9 protein-coding genes and 1 pseudogene are annotated in these 16,029 nt (G+C 70.1%); 6 read left to right on the plus strand and 4 right to left on the minus strand.

Annotated elements, in window-relative coordinates:
• Nucleotides 1-272 precede the first annotated feature (272 nt).
• From ACFY3J_RS28455 to ACFY3J_RS28465, 3 genes are all read left to right on the plus strand, one after another.
• Nucleotides 273-1,508 carry an AAA family ATPase gene (locus tag ACFY3J_RS28455; protein WP_390842010.1) on the plus strand — a complete coding sequence of 412 codons (1,236 nt, stop codon included), beginning with the start codon at nt 273-275 and terminating at the stop codon, nt 1,506-1,508.
• Complete coding sequence (locus ACFY3J_RS28460; protein WP_384184740.1) at nt 1,505-2,176, plus strand: hypothetical protein; 672 nt, start codon at nt 1,505-1,507, stop codon at nt 2,174-2,176. The genes ACFY3J_RS28455 and ACFY3J_RS28460 overlap by 4 nt, the downstream gene beginning before the upstream one ends.
• Before the next feature lie 497 nt (nt 2,177-2,673).
• The gene (locus ACFY3J_RS28465) at nt 2,674-5,613 is read left to right on the plus strand and encodes a DEAD/DEAH box helicase (protein ID WP_390842015.1); all 2,940 of its coding nucleotides are present in this window, start codon (nt 2,674-2,676) and stop codon (nt 5,611-5,613) included.
• Between the two features lie 229 nt (nt 5,614-5,842).
• Here ACFY3J_RS28465 and ACFY3J_RS28470 read toward each other — a convergent pair whose 3' ends face one another.
• The 4 genes from ACFY3J_RS28470 to ACFY3J_RS28485 are packed head-to-tail and all read right to left on the minus strand — an operon-like array spanning nt 5,843 to nt 10,449.
• Nucleotides 5,843-7,207 (minus strand): GH1 family beta-glucosidase, encoded by a 1,365-nt coding sequence (locus tag ACFY3J_RS28470; protein WP_384184749.1) that lies wholly within the window; start codon nt 7,205-7,207, stop codon nt 5,843-5,845.
• Nucleotides 7,208-7,239: 32 nt separating this feature from the next.
• Entirely contained in the window at nt 7,240-8,079 is an 840-nt protein-coding gene (locus ACFY3J_RS28475; RefSeq protein ID WP_384184788.1) for a carbohydrate ABC transporter permease, read from the minus strand.
• 43 nt (nt 8,080-8,122) lie between these two features.
• Nucleotides 8,123-9,118: a carbohydrate ABC transporter permease gene (locus ACFY3J_RS28480; protein WP_384184752.1), complete on the minus strand. Its 996-nt coding sequence runs from the start codon at nt 9,116-9,118 to the stop codon at nt 8,123-8,125.
• A gap of 14 nt (nt 9,119-9,132) precedes the next feature.
• Entirely contained in the window at nt 9,133-10,449 is a 1,317-nt protein-coding gene (locus ACFY3J_RS28485; protein WP_384184754.1) for an ABC transporter substrate-binding protein, read from the minus strand.
• Between the two features lie 994 nt (nt 10,450-11,443).
• On the opposite strand from ACFY3J_RS28485, the gene ctaD reads away from it, so the two are divergent.
• From ctaD to ACFY3J_RS28500, 3 genes and pseudogenes are all read left to right on the plus strand, one after another.
• Complete coding sequence (gene ctaD, locus ACFY3J_RS28490) at nt 11,444-13,108, plus strand: cytochrome c oxidase subunit I (protein ID WP_384184791.1); 1,665 nt, start codon at nt 11,444-11,446, stop codon at nt 13,106-13,108.
• Nucleotides 13,109-13,111: 3 nt separating this feature from the next.
• Nucleotides 13,112-13,672: a hypothetical protein gene (locus ACFY3J_RS28495; protein ID WP_384184756.1), complete on the plus strand. Its 561-nt coding sequence runs from the start codon at nt 13,112-13,114 to the stop codon at nt 13,670-13,672.
• A 408-nt stretch (nt 13,673-14,080) separates the two neighbouring features.
• A pseudogene (locus ACFY3J_RS28500) lies at nt 14,081-15,280 on the plus strand (glycoside hydrolase family 10 protein); the annotation flags it as partial.
• Nucleotides 15,281-16,029: the final 749 nt, after the last annotated feature.

A 16,029-nucleotide genomic window follows, 5' to 3' on the forward strand; every position in this document is an offset into this window, starting at 1 on the left:
ACCTCACCGGTGTCCTGGGCTCACCAATCGGTACTGAGGCCCGTGAGGTGAGCACAGAGAGAGCACCTCAAGGATCCGTGAACCGGCGCCCGGGAGGCGATGTCAGTGGCCAGGCCTAGCCTGCTGCGCAGGTCGGCTCGCCCTCGCACCGGAACGTGCTCTCTCCCGCCGTCCCGGGCCGCGTTCGAACAGGACGGAGAACACGACGGCGCGGGCGGCGCATCCGGTCCACTCCCCCGCGCCCCGATCACCGACCCGATAGGTTTCGTCCCATGCCTGGCCGTCTGCTCGAACTGCACGTCGAGAACTTCCGCAGTCTGCGTGACGTGACCGTACCGCTCGGTCCACTCACCGTGTTAGTGGGCCCGAACGGAGCGGGCAAGTCCAACGTGCTGAAGGTGTTCGACTTCCTCGCCGACATCATCCGCACCGACCTCCAGCCGGCGCTCGATTCGCGCGGTGGGTTCGACGAGGTGGCCTTCTGGGGCGGGAACAAACCGCCGACCTCCATGCGCATCCAACTCAAGGCCACCTGGACCAGCAACTCGACCCTCAACGCTCCCGACGAGTACAACCTCACCATCCGTCGCCGCTCCCTGCCAGCGAACCGGGACGGCAAGCGGCTGACGTACGCCCTCTCCCGTGAGGAGAGCTTCGCGTTCAAGCGCAGGCAAGGACGCGGCCGGCGCATCACCATCTCGGGTGAGGAAGCGCGCGTGGTCGACGAGCGCGCCGGGCAGACCAAGGACAGCGGCAGCTTCGGCATCAGGAGGCTGAGCAGCGGACTGTCCACGCTCCCCCGGCTAGGTCCCGCCGACGGCGGTGACGAGGTGACGCGGGTTGCCGACCGGCTGTCGTCGTTCCGGGTGTTCGACGTCGACGTGGCGGCGGCCCGGCAGCCCACACGCCTGCGCGGTGCGGACTTCGCCACCCTCTCGCCCCACGCCGAGAACCTGGCCGGATTCCTGATCCACCTCAGTGGTCGCGAGGAGACCTGGAACGACCTGGTCGCCGACGCCCGTACGGTCCTGCCGCAGTTGGAGAACATCGAGTTCGAGGAGGTCGGCGGGGCGACCGACCAGCTGACCGTCGTGCTGCGCGAGCGCGGCCTGCGCCGCCTGACCCCTCTCGCCGACGCCTCGTACGGGACGATCCGGCTGCTCGGACTGCTGGCCCTGCTGTACGACCCCAACCCGCCGGCGTTCACCTGCATCGAGGAGATCGACCATGGGCTGCATCCGCAGGCCCTGGAACTCGTCGTGCAGCGGCTGCGCGAAGCCGCCGAGCGGACGCAGTTCATCGTCGCCACCCACTCGCCCGCCCTCGTGAACCGGCTGTATCCGGAGGAGTTCGTCGTGTGCGACCGCGACGAGAACGGCGCGTCGATCATCCCGGCTCTCACGGTCGACGAGGTGAAGGACATCGTCGAGGAGTCCGGTGAACAGCCACTCGGGGAGCTGTGGTTCTCCGGCGTGCTGGGCGGCGACCTCACCGGGGGTGAGCTGTGACCCCGAAGGGGCCGCAGGGCGGCGGGCGTACGTCCCGGGCGCAGGAACGGGGCGTCATCGTGCTGGCCGGTGAGGACCGGAACGACTGCGAGATCATGGCCGCGCTCATACGTGCCCACCGACCGAACCTCTGCGCGGCCGCCAAGCTGGTCCGTATCAACGACCCGGTGCGGCTGCGCCGGAAGTCCGGCCCGAAGCTCGCCGCTGCCGTGGAGGCCCTGGTCGGTAAAGCGCGGGCCAAAGCCCGCCTGGAGCAGGCCGAGTTGCTCGGGTTCGTCGTCCACGAGGACCTGGACGGCTACACCGACGCCCAGTACGACCGGATCCGCAAGACGCTGGCCGACGAGTTCACACGCCAGTGCCAGGAGTTCCGGACAGCAATCGCGCTCGCCGCCTGGGAGACCGAGGGCTGGCTGTTGCTCTTTCCGGAAGCCTTCCCTTACGTCCGTCCGCGCTGGAAGGTCCCTGACCGTCTGCTCGACAAGGACACCGGCCGCGTCAAGGACGCCAAGGAGGAGCTCAAGCGAGGGCTCGGCCAGCCGGTCTTCCGGGAGAGCGACGGACCCGCGGTCGCCCGCGAGGCGCTGAAGCACCAGCTGATCCTTTCTCCGCGCGGCACCAACCGCTCGTACGTGGACTTCGTCGGGGATCTGTCGGGCTGGACCTGACCCCGTGATACGCGCGCTGGAGAGGGCCTGGTCGATCCCTGTCCGCTGGTTTGCGGCCATCACCGGTGACTTTTTGGCGCTTTGGCACGATTGGCCCCCTTCTCGTGGTCCGGAATTTGGCCTCGTGGGTGCCGTTGTCCGAGGTGGAGGCTGTTTTTGACACTGATCGTCACGGTGTCGTCGCCGGGCTGCCACGGCGATGCGTACCGGCGGTCCCGGTAATCGACTTGCCCGAAAGGTCCTCGTGAAGCCCACCCTGGCCGCCGCGCAGCTCCGCGGCAGTCTGCCGCAGTACCTCACGACGACGTACGCGCTGGCCGACGAGGACACGCGGCTCGCGCTGGAGCGGTTCCTCGGGGATCCGGAGACGGGGATCTTCCGGGGGCCGTATCTGCGGATCAGGACGCCGTTCCACCCCGCCGACGACGGGTGGCGGTCTGGTCGAGTGGCAGCCGTCGTTCACTCCGTGGCGGCACCAGGCGAAGGCGTGGGAGCGGCTGAGCACGTACAAGGGCGCGGCCGAGCCGACGCTCGTGACGACCGGCACCGGGTCCGGCAAGACCGAGTCGTTCCTGATCCCCGTCCTCGACCACTGCCGGCGGCAGAAGGCGCTGGGCAGCCGTGGGGTGAAGGCGGTGCTGCTGTACCCGATGAACGCCCTCGCCACCGACCAGGCCGGCCGTATCGGCGACTACTTGACGCAGCCCGAACTGGCGCAGGTGACGGCTGGTCTCTACATCGGCGACAAGCCGGACACGGACTTCCGGCGGGTGATGACGCGGCGCGAGGAGATGCGCCAGTCGCCCCCGGACGTGCTGATCACCAACTACAAGATGCTGGACCTGCTGCTGCAGCGGGCCGAGGACCGTCCGCTGTGGGAGGGTGCCGAACCGGCGTACGTGGTGCTGGACGAGTTCCACACCTACGACGGCGCGCAGGGCACGGACGTGGCGATGCTGCTGCGGCGGCTGGCCGCGGCCGTGGGCGCCTCGAAGCCGGAGCGGCCGCTCGGTTCGATCTGCCCGGTGGCGACCTCGGCGACCCTCGGTGAGGGCGGGGGCGACACCGGCGGCATCCTCACGGTCGCCGAGCAGGTGTTCGGCGTGCCGTTCGGTCCCGACGCGGTGATCGGTGAGGAGCGGCTCAGCGCGGACGACTTCGTCGGCGACATCGACTACGAGCTGCCCGAGCCTCCCGGTCCCAAGGATGTCATCGACGTCTCGGGCGGGCCGGGCGTGGAGTCCGACCCTGACCGGCTCGACCTGGACGGGCTCGCCGAGCGGCTGCTGGGGCGGCGCGGCCTGGACGCTTTCCAGATCGGGCGGCTGCTGAAGAAGCACGACTTCACCCACGGCGTGCTCGCGCTGCTGAACGGCGAGCCGCTCGACGAGTGGGGGCTGCGGGACCGCATGGCCCGCTTCGGGTACGCGTGGGCGCGCACCGCGCGGGAGAACCCGCGGCTCGCGCTGGAGGCGCTGTCGCGGTTCGTGGCGCTGCTGTCGTCCGCGCGCGACCCGGAGTCCGACGAGCGTCGGCCGCGCCCGCTGCTCCACATCGAGGCGCACCTGTGGGTGCGGCCGGTGGGGCGGGTGCTGAGCGGGGTGGGCGCCCGGCCGGAGTTCCGCTGGTACGAGGACGAGCGGGCCGTCGCGCGGCGCTCCGCGCTCACCGCGGCGTCCGCCTCCGAGGACCCGTCCGACAACGACGAATGGCCGACGGCGGACTCCCGGCGACCCCAGGCGCTGCCCGGTTCGGACACCGTGCAGCGGCCGGCCCAGGCCCATCTGCCCGCGATCTACTGCCGCGTCTGCGGCCGTTCGGGCTGGGCTGCCCTGTCCCCGGAGGCCGATCCGCAGAAGCTGGAGACCAGCCCGCTGCGGATCTGGCAGGCCGCCGTCGGACGTGACAAGCGGCGGCTGCGGTACTTCGTCTCGGCGACCCCGGCCGAGGCGCGGGACGCTCTCGCGGCGCTCACCGGCACCGCGCCGAAGCAGGCCGGTGGCGTCGATCCGCAGTCCGTCGTGGTGCTGGACGGCGCGCAGAGCACCTACCGCGTGCCCGTCGCCGAGGACGGGGAGGGGCTGCAGGACGCCTGGTTCGCGCGGGCCGCCCTGGACAAGAAGACCGCCGACCAGGCCGCCAAGGACGACACCTGCCCGGCGTGCAACACCGACAACGGCATCAGGTTCCTCGGCACCGCGCTCGCCGCGCTGGCCTCCGCCACGGTCACCCAGCTGTTCACCGGCGGCCAGGAGATCGCGCTGGCGCCGGAGGAGCGCAAGACGCTGCTGTTCAACGACTCCACGCAGGACGCGGCGCACCGCGCCGGGTACGTCGCCAACGCCTCGTACAAGTTCTCACTGCGCTCGCTCCTGGCTCACCAGCTGGACGACTCCGGTGCGCCGCTCCCGCTCAACGACCTCATCGGCAACGTCCTGGACTCCGTGGACGACCCGCAGACACTCGCCGCGGTCGTCCCGCCGGACCTGCACGACGAACCGGGCGTGGACCGGCTCCTGTCGGGGCGCGGCACCGGGGACGCGCGGACCTGGAAGCTCATCGGGGAACGGCTCGCGTTCGCGACCGTCATGGAGTTCGGGCTGCGCTCGCGGCTCGGGCGCACCCTGGAGCTGACCCGGACCACGGCCGCGGAGGTCGTGGTCGCCGAACCGGACCGGATCGTCGCGCTCGCCCGCGACCTGCACCTCACACTGCCGGGACAGCTGGGTCTGGAAGGCGGACTGCCCACGCCCGAGCGGTACATGGCGTACGTGCGGGGACTGCTGGAGCGGCTGCGGCTGCGCGGCGGCGTGCGGCACCGGTGGCTGGACACCTGGATCAAGGAAGCGGGCGTCAACCAGTACCTCATCTCCGGGCAGCGGCCGGAGGGCATGCCGGCCGACGACCTCGACGGCAGCAGCGAGAACCTGGCCGGGTACCGCTCCGTACTCAGCGGCGCCGTTCCGGATCTGCACCGGTCGCGGGACTGGGAGGAGGAGCGAAAGGCGATCGCCGGACTGATCGAGTCGTGGGGCGACTTGCCGCACGAGCAGGTCGCCATCGCCGTCCCGACCAACCAGATGGCGCAGGAGGCCGCGTACACGCTGGCCCAGCACGGCATCCGGGCGATGGAGATCGGTCCGGACGGGCCGCGCGGTGACGGCGGCGTGCACATCGGCACCATGTTCCGGTTCAAGGGGCTGGAGTACCAGCGCATGATCATCGCGGGGGCGAGCGACGGGCTGGTTCCCCGTGCGGAGATCCAGCGCCTTCGCACCACCGATCCGGGGCGTTTCCGCCGCGAGATGCAGCGAGCCCGCTCCCTGCTGTTCGTGGCCACCACACGCGCCCGGGACAGCCTGGACATCTTCTGGCATGGAGAGGCGAGCCCGTTTCTCACCGACCTGATCAGGGCTCGGCAGTCTGCCACGCCATGACCGCTGCCGACCGGGCGCATCAGAGAACCTCGATGCGCCCGGATCGGAACGGATGCACATGTCACGGAGCAGCTGCACGCCTGTGGGACCGTCCGCTCACCGGTCGGGGCGCGGAGTGGGTCGTCGGCCGGTTCCGGACGGGCCGCGCACCTCCTGAAGGAGCGCCCTCTCCCGATCCGGAGAAGGCCACTGCCTCCTAAGGGGCCGCGTTCCGCCGCCCGGGCCGGGCTCAGGCGGTCCCGCGCCCCAGCTCCCCGTGCGCGCGCACGATGTCCGCGTACCGGTGGCCGCTGCCCTTGATGGTGCGGGCCTGGGTGGCGTAATCGACGTGGACGAGGCCGAAGCGCTTGGCGTAGCCGTACGCCCACTCGAAGTTGTCCAGCAGCGACCAGGCGAAGTAGCCGGCCAGCGGGGCACCCTTGCGGGCGGCGGAGGCGCAGGCGGCCAGGTGTCCCACCAGATAGTCCTGGCGCTCGGGGTCGTCGACCGTGCCGTCGGGGCCCACGGTGTCGGGGAAGGCGGAACCGTTCTCGGTGACGTAGAGCTTCCGGGCGCCGTACTCGTGGGTGAGGCGCAGCAGCAGCGTCTCGATGCCGGACGCGTCGATCTCCCAGTCCATGCCGGTGCGGGGCACGTCCGGGCGGCGCACGGAGCGGGCGTGGGGCACCGGCCCGTCGGGGTCGTCGGCCACCGTCGCCGGGAAGTAGTAGTTGAGGCCGAGCCAGTCCAGCGGGGCGGCGATGATGTCGAGGTCGCCCGGGCGCTCGGGGAGGTCGACGCCGTAGACCTCGCGCATGTCGGCGGGGAAGCCGCGGCCGTGGACGGGGTCCAGCCACCAGCGGTTGACGTGGCCGTCGTGGCGGCGGGCGGCGGCCTCGTCCTCGGGACGGTCGGTGGCGGGGAAGACGGTGGAGAGGTTGTTGACGATGCCGACCTCGGCGCCGGAGGTCGCGGCGCGGATCGCCTGGGCGGCCAGGCCGTGGCCGAGCAGCAGGTGGTAGGAGGCGCGGACCGCGGCGGTCAGATCGGTCAGGCCGGGGGCCATCTTGCCCTCGAGGTGGCCGATCCACGCGGAGCAGGAGGGTTCGTTGAGGGTGGTCCAGTGGGACACCCGGTCGCCGAGACGTTCGGCGACGACCGAGGCGTAGGCGGCGAAGTGCTCGGCGGTCTCGCGCTCGGGCCAGCCGCCGCGGTCCTGGAGGGCCTGCGGCAGGTCCCAGTGGTAGAGGGTGACGGAGGGGGTGATGCCCGCCTGAAGCAGTCCGTCGATCAACTCGTCGTAGAAGTCGAGGCCCTTGGGGTTCACGAGGCCGTCGCCGTCCGGCATCACGCGCGGCCAGGCGATCGACAACCGGTAGGCGTTCAGGCCCAGTCGGCTCATCAGCCCGACGTCCTCGCGCCAGCGGTGGTAGTGGTCGCAGGCGATGTCGCCGTGGTCGTCGTTGTCGATCTTGCCGGGGGTGTGGGAGAAGGTGTCCCAGATGGACGGCGAGCGGCCGTCCTCGGCGACGGCTCCCTCGATCTGGTACGCCGATGTGGCCGTGCCCCACCGGAAGTCGTGCGGGAGTGCGGCGAGGTCGATGGCGTCGGACACGGAAGTCCTTTCGAGACTGGGGATGTTGGCGGTCACTTCACCGCTCCCGCGGTGAGCCCCGCGACGAGATAGCGCTGGAGCAGCAGGAAGCCGGCGACCACGGGCACGCTGACGACGAGCGAGGCGGCCATGATCTGGTTCCAGTAGACGTCGTTGAGCGTGGAGTAGCCCTGGAGCCCCACGGCGAGGGTGCGGGTGGTGTCGTTGGTCATCACGGACGCGAAGAGCACCTCGCCCCAGGCGGTCATGAAGGCGTAGACGGCGACCGCGACGATGCCGGGGATCGCGGCCGGCACGACGACCCGGAACAGCGCGCCGAGCGGGCCGCAGCCGTCCACCAGCGCCGCCTCGTCCAGGTCGCGCGGCACCGAGTCGAAGTACCCGATCAGCATCCAGATCGAGAACGGCAGGGAGAAGGTGAGGTACGTCAGGATGAGGCCCCCGCGCGAGCCGAACAGGGCGATGCCGGTGGCGTTGCCGATGTTGACGTAGAGCAGGAACAGCGGGAGGAGGAAGAGGATGCCCGGGAACATCTGCGTCGACAGGACGGTGACCGTGAAGACGCGCTTGCCGCGGAAGCCGTAGCGGCTGACGGCGTACGCCGAGAACACCGCGATCACCACCGAGCAGACCGTCGCCGCGCCCGCCACGATCAGCGAGTTCACGAAGTACCTGGCGAGCGGGACCGTCGACCAGATGTCGATGTAGGGGCGGAAGGTCAGACCGCTCGGCAGCCAGCGGAACTTGCCCGTGACGTCCGCGAGCGGCTTCAGCGAGCTGGAGACCATCACGTAGACGGGCAGCAGGACGAAGCCGGTCAGCAGGGTGAGGAAGATCCGCCGCGTCCACAGGAAGGAGCGCGGCGGCGCCATCGGAGACCGGTGGGTAGCGGCCGTCGCGGCCTCGAGGGTGGTGTCAGACATCGGCGGACCTCCGTCCGCGTGAGGTGAGCGCGAGATAGACGCCGGTGACGAGCAGCAGGAAGAGCAGCAGCAGGACGGACATGGCGGAGCCGGTGCCGAAGTTCCAGGTGACGAAGGAGGCTTGGTAGATGTGGACCGAGATGAGGTCCGCGGCCTCGGGGGCGGCCTTGCCGAACAGCACGTACGGCGTGTTGAAGTCGTTGAACGTCCACAGGAACAGCACCAGGACCAGCACCTGGTTGACGGGCCGCAGGGACGGCAGGGTGATGCGGCGGATCTGCTGCCACATGCCGGCGCCGTCCAGCGCGGCGGCCTCGTACAGCTCGCGCGGGATGTTCTGGAGTCCCGCCATGACGATGAGGAAGGCGAACGGCCAGCCCTTCCACACCGACACCGTCAGCAGCGCGACGAAGCTGTTGTCGCCGATGAGCCAGAACGAGGGCTTGTCGGTGAGGTGCAGCTGGTCGTGCAGGACGTGGTTCACCAGGCCGTTGTCGTGCTGGAACATGAACACCCAGGTGATGACGGCCGCGTAGACCGGCAGCGCGTACGGCACCAGGAACAGGGCGCGCAGCAGGCCGCGTCCGCGGAAGGTGTCCTGCATGCAGACCGCGGCCACGGTGCCGATGAGCCAGCACAGGCCGACCGACAGCAGGGTGAAGGCGACGGTGACGAGGAAGGAGTGCAGCAGCGCCTCGCCGACGGGGGCGTTGAAGTCCACCGACATGCGGTAGTTGTCGAGGCCGGACCAGGGGGCCGTGCCCCAGTCGCGGATGTAGAACTGGGTGAGCTCCTTGAAGCTCATCACGACGCCGATCACCATCGGCACCAGGTGGACCAGGAGTTCGAGCACCAGGGCGGGCAGGAGCAGCAGGTACGGCAGCGACACGCGTCCGAGCCACCCGGGGCGGCGCGGTCCGCGCGCCGCCCCGGGTGACTTCACGGGTGCCGTCGTCCCGCCGGTGTCCGCGGGAGCGGTGGTCGTCATGTGGGTGTCCGCGCTCACTTCGTCGGCATCTGCTGCTGGGCCTTGAGCAGCTTGGCCTTCACCGAGGCCGTGGTGACCGCGCGTCCGGCGGCGGCGTCGGCGAACAGCTCCTTGACGGCCGTGCCGACGGCCGTCTCGAACTGGGACTCGTCGGCGACCTGCGGCAGCGCTGCGGCGCTCGTGGCGAGGGTGTCCTTCAGGACGGCGTTGGCCGGGGAGTTGAAGGCGGCGTCCGACTGGGCGGCCTTGACCGGCGGGATGGAGCTGTAGGCCGTGTTGAGGATCTTCTGCTCCTCGTCACTGGTCATGAACTTCACGAAGTCCGTGGCGCCGTCGAGGTTGTGGCTGTTCTTGAAGACGGCGATGTTGATGCCGGCCACCATCGAGTTCACCTGCGTGCCGGTGCCGGGGGTGCCGGACTGCACCGGGACCGGGGCGATGCCGTAGGCGTCCTCGCTCATGCCCTGGGACTTGAGGTTGGCGGAGGCGGACTGCCACAGCAGCATCGCCGTCCGGCCCTTGGCGAAGTCGCTGACCGACTGGTTCTGCGCGTACTCGGCGTTGCCCTGCGGGATGACCTTGTCCTTGGCCATCAGGTCGACGTACTGCTTGATCGCCGCGACCGCGCCGTCGCTCGTGAAGTCGGGCTTGCCGTCCGCGGTGAAGAAGTCGGCGCCGTGCTGCTTGGCGAAGACGAAGACGTGGTGGATGTTCTCCGAGACGTTGGCGCCCTCGGCGCCGATGACCTGCTTGCCCTTGGCCTGGATCTTCTTGCCGTCGGCGACGAGTTCTTCCCAGGTGGCCGGCGGCTTGGCGATGCCCGCGTCGGCGAAGATCTGCTTGTTGTAGTAGAGCGCGTACGCCATCGAGTACAGCGGTACGGCGGCCGGGTCCTGGCCCTGGGCACCGGTCGAGCCGAGCGCGGAGTCGACGAAGCGGTCCTTGCCTCCGATCTTGTCGAAGTTCTTGGCGTCCCAGGGCAGCAGCCCCCCGGTGGCCTGGAGGGAGGCGCTCCAGGTGTTGCCGATGTTGAGGACGTCGGGGCCCTGGCCGGAGGTGGTCGCGGTGAGGATCCGGTTCAGCAGGTCCGACCAGGGCACGACCTCCAGCTTCACCTTGATGCCCGTCTGCTTCTCGAACTTGTCGAGTTCGGGCTGGAGGACCTTCTTGTCGATCTCGATGCTGGCCCCCTGGTTGGAGGCCCAGTACGTGAGTGTCTTCGGCGAGTCGTTGGACCCGCCGCCCGTCGACGAACCGCCTCCGCAGGCCGAGACGGCAAGGGCGAGAGACATGGTGACGGCGCCTACGGCCGCGGCTCGGATGCTGCGCATGGCTCCTGGTGTCCCTTTCCGGGAGTCGAGAACCGCGAGGAGTCCTCCGGACGCCGACACCGCTCTCGTTCCGTGTCCCGTGCTCGTTCTCGTGCGATCGGGTCCGGTTCGCTCGGTTCGACTTCCGAAGGCGCCTCATGGCTTAATTTAGGACGTGAGTTAAACCTCCGGGAGAGGACTCGTCAAGGGATCCGGCAAGGGTGAATCGGCGGGCGGAGGAGGCGAAGGCGGCGCCGCCGACCCGATGCGGCCGGCCCGCGCCGCCTGACCTGCGGCAGGAGGGCCGGCAAGACGCAGTACAACGGTTGGGTCTCGGCGCCCGGCGCGGACGCGCTCGGCGCGGAGTACACATCTCCATTGGTGACAGCGGGATTTGACGTAATGTCACTTCCTGCCTGGCCGAACTCCGTCGCACCTCTTGACGCTTCTTTCACTCGCATGAAGCATTCACCGTCGAGAGAGCGCTCTCGAACCCCCCGCCGTTCATTTCCTGAACAGGCGAGCGGCCCGTGCCTCCTGTTCCCCGGCACTCCCATGGCCTGGCGGTGCGGTGACGGGCCAGCCCCTTCCCGGTGTGCGGGGAGTGTGCGGGGACGGGCCGGCGTTGGGGTTTTGTCGCAGCGCCCGCCACGACCAAACAGGGCTTTTGGGCCCTACCCGCGGGCCCGTGCAGGGACTGTTCGGCCCTATCGGCACCCCGTACCCCTCCGGCGATCATGAGGCGGCGGCCGGGAGGGTCGGGTCCGTTCCTCAACCGGAGCACCTCCGGGCTCGTCGTTGTGTCGATGAACCAAGCAGATGCGGAGGGCACCGTCCGGTGGACGAGGTGCGCATACAACAGGCGGCGGCAGCGCGGCCGGAAGCCCCGGAAGACGGGGACGAGGCCACGCCGGCTCCCGGTACCGCGGTGGCGGACAAGGACGCGGCCCGTGGCCCAGTGACAGGAGGGCAGGCGGCCCGGGGCGCAGGACACGGCGCCGTGCGGCCCTCGTGGGTGGAGTGGCTGACCACCACCGACCACAAGAAGATCGGGACGCTGTATCTCGTCACCGCCTTCGCGTTCTTCGTCCTCGGTGGCGTGATGGCGCTGGCGATGCGGGCAGAACTCGCCCGGCCCGGACTGCAGATCATGTCGAACGAGCAGTTCAACCAGGCGTTCACGATGCATGGCTCGATCATGCTGCTGATGTTCGCGATGCCGCTGTTCACCGGCTTCGCGAACTGGATCATGCCGCTGCAGATCGGGGCGCCCGACGTCGCCTTCCCGCGGCTGAACATGCTCGCCTTCTGGCTGTTCCTGTTCGGCTCCCTCATCGCCGCCGGCGGTTTCCTCACCCCGCAGGGCGCGGCCGACTTCGGCTGGTTCCTGTACGCGCCACTGTCGGACGCGGTCCACTCTCCGGGCATCGGTTCCGACATGTGGATCATGGGTGTGGCGCTGTCCGGCTTCGGCAGCATCCTCGGCTCGGTCAACTTCATCACCACGATCATCTGCATGCGTGCGCCCGGCATGACCATGTTCCGCATGCCGATCTTCACCTGGAACGTGCTGCTGACCGCGCTCCTCGTGCTGCTCGTCTTCCCCGTGCTCGCGGCGGCGCTGTTCGCCCTGGAGATGGACCGCAAGTTCGGCAGCCACATCTTCGACTCGGCCAACGGCGGGGCACTGCTGTGGCAGCACCTGTTCTGGTTCTTCGGCCATCCCGAGGTGTACATCCTGGCGTTGCCGTTCTTCGGCATCGTGAGTGAGGTCATCCCGGTCTTCGCCCGCAAGCCGATGTTCGGCTACATGGGCCTGATCGGCGCCACCATCTCCATCGCGGGCCTGTCGCTGACCGTGTGGGCGCACCACATGTACGTCACCGGTGGCGTGCTGCTGCCGTTCTTCTCCTTCATGACGTTCCTGATCGCGGTCCCGACCGGGGTGAAGTTCTTCAACTGGCTCGGCACCATGTGGAAGGGGTCCCTGAGCTTCGAGACGCCGATGCTGTGGACGGTGGGCTTCCTGATCACGTTCCTCTTCGGCGGTCTGACCGGAGTGATCCTGGCCTCCCCGCCGCTGGACTTCCATCTGTCCGACTCGTACTTCGTGGTGGCGCACTTCCACTACACGATCTTCGGCACGGTGGTGTACGCGATGTTTGCCGGATTCCACTTCTGGTGGCCGAAGTTCACGGGCAAGATGCTCGACGAACGGCTCGGCAAGATCACGTTCTGGACGCTCACGGTGGGCTTCCACCTCACGTTCCTGGTCCAGCACTGGCTGGGCGTGGAGGGCATGCCGCGCCGGTACGCCGACTACCTCGCGGCCGACGGCTTCACCATGCTCAACACCCTGTCCTCGATCGGGTCGTTCGTGCTCGGCCTGTCGCTGCTGCCGTTCTTCTACAACGTCTGGAAGACCGCCAAGTACGGCAAGCCGGTCGGCGTCGACGACCCGTGGGGCTACGGCCGCTCCCTGGAGTGGGCGACCTCGTGCCCGCCGCCACGGCACAACTTCACCTCGCTGCCCCGTATTCGGACCGAGTCCCCGGCGTTCGACCTGCACCACCCGGAGATCTCCGGGGTCACGGGTGTCACCGGGGTCGGCGGGGCCGCCGTTGTCGCCGGGGCTGCCGGGGCCGCAGGGCGGGCCGAGGTGGAAGAGGCGGCGAGGTAGGCCGTGCCACACGCCGTCGCCGCCCTGGGAGCCGCGGCGCTCACCACCGCGGGCTCCGTCTGGTACGTTCCGGCCCTCGCCGACCTGCGGGCCGGCGCGGACCGGCCCGAGTCCCGGCGCATCGCCGCCGCGGCCTGCGTGACCGGCTGGGCCGGCACGGGCGCCCTCGCCGTGCTGCTGCTCGTCGCCGAGGCATGGTCGACGCCGGTCGCCGCGGCCGTCGCCGGCGCCACCGTCGCCGCCGCCCTGCGCCTGCACGCCGCCGCCCGGCGCAGACGCGAGGCCCGCGAGATGGCCCACCACTGGGCACACCTGGGCCACGTCCCACCCCCGCCCGGCCCGTCCCGCTCCCGCAACGTCGTCGCCACCGTCCTCGCCTGCGGCCTGGCCGCGGCGGTGGCCGTGGCGGCCCTGCACGCCCTCTCCGGCCCGGCCGACGACCCCCGTTGGCTGACGGCCGCGGCACCCGCCGCCGTCATGGGCGTGTTCCTCACCGCGGCGGCCGGGTACGCCCACGCGACGCGCCCCGTCACGGCCGGCGTGCGGGAACGGCGACGGCGCTAGCGAGGCGGACGGGCCTTGGTCAGAGCCCGTCAGGTCGGTTCGTTATGAAGGCCCGTGTACGGAGGGAGGCACCTGGGCGCTGCACCGCACCTGTTCGCGGTGCAGCGGTTCGCCCAGCCGGGGAGGGACCGGCTGCCCGGCAGCCGAGCAGGCGCCCGACGGCGGAACCGGGCAGCAGGACAGGACGCTGAACCCAACTCCGCGTCGATGGAAGTTTCTTACATCGAACGCTAGCGATTTGGTAACTATTTTCACCCCGCTCGTTGACCAGGCACGGCGCGCTGGGAACGGTGATCCGATCAAGCCGCTCCCGTCTCTCTTCAAGGAGTCCGCGTGACCGACACCGCGAACCACGGCTCGGCCGCACGTCGCCCCACGCGCCGCGTGCTGCTGCGGGCCGCAGGACTGATGGCCGGCCTGGCCGCCACGGGGTCGTCCATCCCCGCTGCGGCGGCGGCCGCCGCCGACGGCACCCCGACCGCGTACCGCGACCGCGAGCTGCGTGGCGAGTGGATCGCCACCGTCGCCAACATCGACTGGCCCTCGCGGACCGGACTGAGCCCCGCCGCACAGCAGGCGGAGTTCATCACGCTGCTCGACCACGCCGGATCGATCGGGCTCAACGCGATATTCGCGCAGGTCCGCCCGGCGGCCGACGCCTTCTGGCCGTCACGCTACGAGCCGTGGTCGCAGTACCTGACCGGCACTCAGGGCCAGGATCCCGGCTACGACCCGCTGGGCTTCATGGTCGAGGCCGCGCACGACCGCGGGCTGGCCCTGCACGCGTGGTTCAATCCGTACCGCGTCTCGCTGCAGTCCGACGTCACCAAGCTCGTGCCCGGCCACCCGGCGCGGCTGCACCCGGAATGGGTCGTCTCCTACGGCGGCCAGCTGTACTACAACCCCGGCATCCCGGCCGCCCGCGCCTTCGTCGAGAACGCCATCATGGACGCGGTGAAGCGCTACGAGATCGACGGCGTCCACTTCGACGACTACTTCTACCCCTATCCGGTGGGCGGCCAGGACTTCCCCGACGACGACGCCTTCGCCGCGTACGGCGCGGGCTTCACCGACCGGGCCGCCTGGCGTCGGCACAACGTGGACCTGCTGGTGCGGGAGGTGCGCGACCGGGTGCGCGAGGTCCGGCCCGAGGCGGCGTTCGGCATCAGCCCCTTCGGCATCTGGCGCAACGCGTCGAGCGACCCGCGGGGCTCGGCCACCAACGGCACCCAGTCCTACGACGCGCTCAACGCCGACAGCCTGGGCTGGGTGCGCAACGGCTGGGTGGACTACATCGCCCCGCAGCTGTACTGGAACATCGGCCTGGCGGTGGCCGACTACGCCGTCCTCGCCCCGTGGTGGGCGCAGGCGGTCCGCGGCACCGACGTGCAACTGTGGATCGGTGAGGCGGTGTACAAGGTCGGCGACCCCGCCCAGCCGGCCGCCTGGCAGGATCCGGCCGAGCTCTCCCGGCACCTGACCATGGACAGGGGGCTGCCGGAGATCAGCGGCGAGATCCTGTTCAGCGCCACGGACGTGACCGCCGACCCGATCGGCGCGATCACCCGGCTGACCGCCGACCACTGGCAGCGACCCGCGCTGCCACCGGTCCTGCCGAGACTCGCCCGCGGGCCCGCGCCACTGTCCCCGCTCGCGTCCGCGGCCCGGACGGCCGACGGCGGGATCCGGATCGAGGTGCGCTCCCGCGGCAACCACGTCCCCGCGCTGTACGCCCTGCGGCAGCACACCGCCGACGACGACGGCCTCGTGGCGGTACTCCCGGGCGCCCGCCACACCCAGTGGACCGTTCCGGCGGCCCCGGACGGCGCGACGTACACGGTCACGTCGGTGGACCGCGCGAACCGGGAGAGCTCGCCGATCACCGTTCGGGTGGGTCGCCGCTGACACGGCATCACCTCCCGCAGCCCGGACCCGGCCGCTCAGGGCCGGGTCCGGGCTGCGTTCGATCCACTCGGCGCCGATCACGTGCGGCCGCTTCCGCCGGTCCGAACGCTGCCTGCTCTTCGTCACCTACACAAGTGCACGTGACAGCCTGTATGTCTCCTGGTCGAGCGAGCCCAGTCCGTTCCTGGTGGAGGCCGGGGTGTGGTCGGTCGGACCCCAGGTCTGATTACCGCTCGACCAAGCCCGGACGCCGTTCAATTCGCCGCCAGGCTCGGACAACCCCTGATCCCGTCGCCTGGTTCGGCAGGCCAGGCTGCGGGCACCGGCTTCTCGTCCCCTCTCCGCCCCTGCTTTAAGCTTGAATTTAAAGGTTCCCCCTCGGCCTTCAAGGTCGGGGGGTGTCTTGTTTGTGGGGGTGTTTGCCGACGGGGTGGCGGGGTGCGGGGCTGGTG

Origin of the sequence: Streptomyces sp. NPDC001231, assembly GCF_042896885.1 — a bacterium.
Taxonomy (GTDB): Bacteria; Actinomycetota; Actinomycetes; order Streptomycetales; family Streptomycetaceae; genus Streptomyces.

What these genes read in the sequence shown, in the direction of transcription:
- ACFY3J_RS28455 (WP_390842010.1), top strand. Translation starts at nt 273, where the DNA reads ATGCCTGGCCGTCTGCTCGAACTGCACGTCGAGAACTTCCGCAGTCTG.
- ACFY3J_RS28475 (WP_384184788.1), bottom strand. Translation starts at nt 8,079, where the DNA reads ATGGCGCCGCCGCGCTCCTTCCTGTGGACGCGGCGGATCTTCCTCACC.
- ACFY3J_RS28480 (WP_384184752.1), bottom strand. Translation starts at nt 9,118, where the DNA reads ATGACGACCACCGCTCCCGCGGACACCGGCGGGACGACGGCACCCGTG.
- ACFY3J_RS28485 (WP_384184754.1), bottom strand. Translation starts at nt 10,449, where the DNA reads ATGCGCAGCATCCGAGCCGCGGCCGTAGGCGCCGTCACCATGTCTCTC.